The following is an 828-nucleotide window of genomic DNA, read 5'->3' as shown; positions in this document are numbered from 1 at the left end:
TTCATCCAGCATGGTTTGACGACCAACCGCAAGGCGATGGAGTGGTTCAAGCGCTACTACCCCGAGCACCGCATCCACGCGGTGAACTTCCCCGGTGACCCGTACCCGATCCACATCGACGCGACGTTCGTGCCGCTTCGTCCGGGTCTGATCATCAACAACCCTGAGCGTCGTCTGCCTGAAGAGCAGCGCAAGATCTTCGAAGCCAATGATTGGCAGATCGTTGATGCGGCTCAGCCGGCTCACGATGAGCCGCCGCCGCTGTGCTACTCCTCGGTGTGGCTGTCGATGAACTGTCTTGTTCTTGATCACAAGAACGTCATCGTTGAGGCCTCTGAGGTTAACCAGCTTGAGCAGATGGAAAAGCTTGGCATGAACCCGATTCCGGTTGATTTCCGCGATGCCTACGCGTTCGGTGGCGGTCTGCACTGTGCGACTGCTGACGTGTACCGCGAGGGCACCATGGAAGACTACTTCCCCAACCAGGTCGAAGACCCAACACTCATCTGACACTGATCGGCCGGGGGAGCTGGCCATCGACAGCCAGCTCCCCCTCGCCATCTTCACCCTCATCCACACTGCTACCACAACATCAAGAGCCCACGTCTGGGTCTCTGCCCCATCATTAAATAGAGAAATTAAGAGCCACGATCAGCTGAGCGGTCATCACTGGCGACATCGATGTCAACACCGCCGTTCCGCCTCCTGCTCTAGCTGTACTGTCCGGGGAGGTTGGTTAAGCGGGTGATTGGGGCGAGCCTGTCGCAGGCTGTGTGGGGTCGGTGATGATTATAGTGATGCAGCCATCCTGGTAGGGCGTCTCGTCGC

2 pseudogenes are annotated in these 828 nt (G+C 58.1%); one reads left to right on the top strand and one right to left on the bottom strand.

Annotation, left to right across the window (positions count from 1 at the left end):
* Positions 1 to 510: pseudogene (locus H7E91_RS11480) on the top strand (serine/threonine protein kinase); the annotation flags it as partial.
* 200 nt (positions 511 to 710) lie between these two features.
* Here H7E91_RS11480 and H7E91_RS11475 read toward each other — a convergent pair.
* Positions 711 to 828, bottom strand: a pseudogene (locus H7E91_RS11475) (IS481 family transposase); the annotation flags it as partial.

This window comes from Flaviflexus huanghaiensis, from assembly GCF_014118685.1.
Lineage (GTDB): Bacteria > Actinomycetota > Actinomycetes > Actinomycetales > Actinomycetaceae > Flaviflexus > Flaviflexus huanghaiensis.
Note: the sequence above shows the minus strand (reverse complement) of the source record. Positions and strands in the feature narration are given on the sequence as shown.